5 protein-coding genes and 1 pseudogene are annotated in these 4,010 nt (G+C 70.7%); 5 read left to right on the forward strand and 1 reads right to left on the reverse strand.

What is annotated here, in order from left to right:
- The 3 genes and pseudogenes from G6022_RS09855 to recR form a co-directional block, all read left to right on the forward strand.
- A partial coding sequence (locus G6022_RS09855) for a hypothetical protein (RefSeq protein ID WP_182691467.1) occupies window positions 1-186 on the forward strand: 186 nt, incomplete at its 5' end.
- Between the two features lie 113 nt (window positions 187-299).
- On the forward strand, window positions 300-635 hold the full coding sequence (locus G6022_RS09860) for a YbaB/EbfC family nucleoid-associated protein (protein ID WP_095717156.1): 336 nt from the start codon (window positions 300-302) through the stop codon (window positions 633-635).
- Between the two features lie 82 nt (window positions 636-717).
- Window positions 718-1,323, forward strand: a pseudogene (gene recR / locus G6022_RS09865) (recombination mediator RecR); the annotation flags it as partial.
- Between the two features lie 156 nt (window positions 1,324-1,479).
- On the opposite strand, the gene G6022_RS09870 reads toward recR, so the two are convergent.
- Window positions 1,480-2,409, reverse strand: a complete 930-nt coding sequence (locus G6022_RS09870; protein WP_095717158.1) for an amidohydrolase family protein — start codon at window positions 2,407-2,409, stop codon at window positions 1,480-1,482.
- 159 nt (window positions 2,410-2,568) lie between these two features.
- Here G6022_RS09870 and G6022_RS09875 point away from each other — a divergent pair, with 159 nt between their 5' ends.
- Both G6022_RS09875 and G6022_RS09880 read left to right on the forward strand, forming a co-directional pair.
- Window positions 2,569-3,261, forward strand: a complete 693-nt coding sequence (locus tag G6022_RS09875; protein ID WP_095717159.1) for a helix-turn-helix domain-containing protein — start codon at window positions 2,569-2,571, stop codon at window positions 3,259-3,261.
- On the forward strand, window positions 3,254-4,010 hold a 757-nt coding region (locus G6022_RS09880; protein WP_182691469.1), incomplete at its 3' end, for an SRPBCC domain-containing protein. The genes G6022_RS09875 and G6022_RS09880, both read left to right, overlap by 8 nt.

A 4,010-nucleotide genomic window follows, 5' to 3' on the forward strand; every position in this document is an offset into this window, starting at 1 on the left:
CCGCCGCCCGAGGAGCCCGAGCCGGAGGCCGGGGAGCCCGACGGTCCGCCACCACCCCCGGTGAGCGAGGAGGAGATGGTGGACGAGGCCCGCAGTGGGCCGCAGAACATCGATCACCGGACCGGCGAGGACATCGCTCTGCAGTTGCTCAAGGAGCACCTCGGGGCTCGTCCGCTCGAGCGCTGAGCGGCCCGGCCCGCCGCGCGGCGGGGCACGCTGTCCGATGGTGCGGTTACCCTGGGTTCCGACCGACCGGGGCCGCCCCGGCTTAGATGAGGCACCAGCCGAAAGGACCCGCCATGCAGCCCGGACCCGACATGAACGCCCTCCTCGAGCAGGCCCAGCAGATGCAGGCCCAGCTCGCCCAGGCGCAGCAGGAGATCGCCGCGAGCACGGTCGACGGCCAGGCCGGTGGCGGCCTCGTCACCGTCACCATGCGCGGCACCGGTGAGGTCACCGGGGTCACGGTGGACCCTAAGGTCGTGGACCCCGAGGACATCGAGACGCTCCAGGATCTGCTCGTCGGTGCGTTCGGCGACGCCCACACCAAGGTCCAGCAGCTCGCCGAGTCGCGGCTCGGCCCCCTGGCCTCCGGCGGCGGCCTCGGCGACATGATGGGCGGCCTGGGCATGTGAGCCCGGCGGGACCCGGGGATATCCGGGACCCGCCACCCGGCGGCGCATCCGTCGCCGGGAACGACACAGCACAGGAACGGCGATGTACGAGGGACCAGTCCAGAACCTGATCGACGAGTTCGGCAAACTGCCGGGCGTCGGTCCGAAGTCCGCGCAGCGGCTGGCCTTCCACCTCCTGCAGGCGGAGCCGGAGTCGGTGGAGCGGCTGCGTTCCGCGCTGCAGGCGGTGGTCGACGGCGTCACGTACTGCGAGGTCTGCGGCACGGTGTCGGCGGCCGAACGCTGCCGCATCTGCTCCGACCCGCGGCGCGACCCCACGCTCATCTGTGTGGTCGAGGAGCCCAAGGACATCGAGGCCATCGAGCGCACCCGCGAGTTCCGCGGGCTCTACCACGTGCTCGGTGGCGCGCTCGATCCCATCAACGGCATCGGGCCCAACGAGCTGCGCATCGCCGGTCTGATGAGGAGAGTCGGGGAGGAGTTCGAGGGCGAGGAGATCGCGGAGATCATCATCGCGACCGACCCCAACACCACCGGCGAGGCCACCTCCACGTACCTGGCCAGGTTGCTGCGGCCGTTCCCCGAACTCGTGGTGAGCCGTCTGGCCTCAGGCCTGCCCATGGGTGCGGATCTCGAGTTCGCGGACGAGCTGACCCTGGGCAGCGCCCTGTCCGGCCGCCGAATCCTGTCCGGCGGACCCTCCCAGCCCGCGCGGTCGGGAGGCGTCCTCCGTCCCGAGCAGAGTGAGCCCCGGGCTCCCCAACCGTTCCCCGAACCGTCTCCCGAACCGGCGGAACAGCGGATGCCGGGGCCCGACAGCGGCGCGGCGGGCCGGACCGGTCTGTCAGAGGTCGAAGAGCCTCGCGGCGTTCCCGTGCCACACCGCCCGTAGCCAGTCGTCGCCCATCCCGAGTCCCGCCAGGGCGTCGAGTTGGTGCGCGAACGGGTAGGGGATGTTGGGGAAGTCGGTCCCCAGCAGGATCTTGTGCCCCAGATCGGCGAGCCGCCCGCGCTCCGAGGCAGGGAACGGGCTGATCTCCTCGACGAAGTCGGTGAACGCCATGGTCGTGTCCAGGTAGACGCCGCTGTACCGCTCGGCCAGGTCCAGGAACTCCGAGTACTCACCCATGCCCATGTGGGCGATGATCAACGGCAGATCCGGGAACCGCTCGAGCACGTCCGCGACCGGCTCCGGGCCCGTGAAGGGTCCCGCCACGGGACCGCTCCCGCAGTGGATCACCGTGGGCACCTGCGCCTCCGCGAGTCGGCCCCACACCGGGTCCAGCAGCGGATCGCGAGGGTCGTACTCGCCCACCTGGATGTGTGACTTGAACACCCGGGCCCCGGCCTCGATCGCGTCGCGGACGTAGTCACCCGCGGTCGGCTCGGGGAAGAAGGTCGCGGTGTGCAGGCAGTCGGGGTGCCGAGAGGCGAAGTCCGCCGACCACGAGTTGAGCCACGCCCCCATGTCCGCCTTGTGCGGGTACAGCATCGACGAGAACGCCAGTACGCCGTAGGACCTCAGGCGGGCGACCCGCTCGTCCTCGGCCTCCCGGTAGGTGATCGGCCACGTCCGGCCGATCTTGGGGCCGGCGGCGTCGAAGTAGTCCCACACCTTGGCCATCACGCGGTCGGGCATGAAGTGCGTGTGGACGTCGATGATCCCCGGAAGACCCAGCGGCTCCCACAGAGCCCGCACCTGTGCCGCCTCGTGCGCGGGATCGGGAGGGGTCACGGAGCCGGCGAGGGTGGCGGTGCCGTGGTGGATACACATGGATCCGAGCGTAGGCGAGCGCTGACCTCCGGCCGACTGATCGGGTCCGGCCCGGGGGCGTCCACCCCCGGGCGGTCGAGTGCCGACGGGGAAACACTCCTTGACAAAAAAGTTTGTCGGCAGGAGGCTGGGTGCCAACCAACACAGGAGGCCGGGGGCATGCAGGACATCGGCGTGATCGACAGCGCAGAGGTGGCGACCGCCGCCCTGGCCCCGATCCGCACGCGCCTGTTGGCCGAACTCTCCGAGCCGGGGTCGGCCACCACGCTCGCCGCCCGGCTGGGTGTACCGAGGCAGAAGCTCAACTATCACCTGCGGCAGCTCGAGAAGCACGGGCTGGTCGAACTGGTCGAGGAGCGACGGCGGGGGAACGTCCACGAACGGATCCTGAGGGCCTCGTCGTCGTCGTACGTCGTCTCTCCCGGGGTGATGGGACGGACCCAGCCGGTCGTCGGCGCCGACAGCGACCAGGCGTCCCCACGATGGCTGCTCGCGCTGGCCTCACGGATGGTGCGCGAGGTGGGTGAACTGGTCGTCGGGGCGCGCCGGACCGGCAAGCGGGTCGGGACGTTCGGTCTCGACGGCGAGGTGTGCTTCGCCACCCCGGCCGACCGCGCGGCGTTCGCCGACGAACTCACCGACGCGGTGACCAGGCTCGTGTCCAGGTACCACGACGACTCCTCCGATGGGAGCCGCCGACACCGGCTCATCGTGGGGATGCACGCCGTCCCACCCGGGAGCACCGACTCATCCGGGGGCGCCGGGCCATCCGGGCGAACCGACTCATCCGGGCCCACCGATCCATCCGGGCGAACCGACCCATCTGAGAGTGAGGAGAAGGACGATGTCTGACCAGCCCAAGCGGATCGAGAAGTCCATCGAGCTCGACGCCACGCCGGAGGAGGTGTGGGAGGCCGTCGCCACAGGTGAGGGTATGGCGTGTTGGTTCGTGCCGCACCGGTTCGACCCGCCGGAGGGGGGCGTCGGCGCCCGCGTCGTGTCCGACTTCGGGTCCGGCAACATCTCCGAGGCCACGGTCCGGGAGTGGGAGCCCGGGCGGCGGTACTCGTCCTCTGCGGACGGCCAGACGGAGGTCGTGGAGTTCCTCGTCGAGGGCAGGGACGGCGGCGGAGCCGTGCTGCGGCTCATCCACAGCGGAATCACCGGCGAGGACTGGGAGGCCGAGTACCACAGCCACGGCTGGGACGGGTTCCTGGCCAATCTCCGCCGCTACTTCGACCACTTCCGCGGCCTGCCGCCGGCCACCGTGTCGATCATCGCGTTCAGCGACCTCGACAAGGATGGCATCTGGGCGCGGTTCAACGACGCGCTGGGGATCGACCGACAGCCGGCGGTCGGCGACACCGTGCACCTGACACCCGATGGGCTCGACCCGATCGACGGCGTGGTGGAGGTGGCCGAACCGGGGAATCTCGGCATCCGCAGCAACAGCGGCGCCCATTTCTTCAGCGGCGACGGCGCGTGGGGCATGGTCACCGTCGTCCACTACTACTTCGGCGACGAGTTCGACCGCGACGTGCTCACCGCCGGGTGGCAGCGTTGGGCGGACAGCCTCTTCCCGCCGCCGGCCGCCGCCCCGC

This window comes from Dietzia sp. Cai40, assembly GCF_014145165.1.
GTDB classification, from domain to species: domain Bacteria; phylum Actinomycetota; class Actinomycetes; order Mycobacteriales; family Mycobacteriaceae; genus Dietzia; species Dietzia natronolimnaea.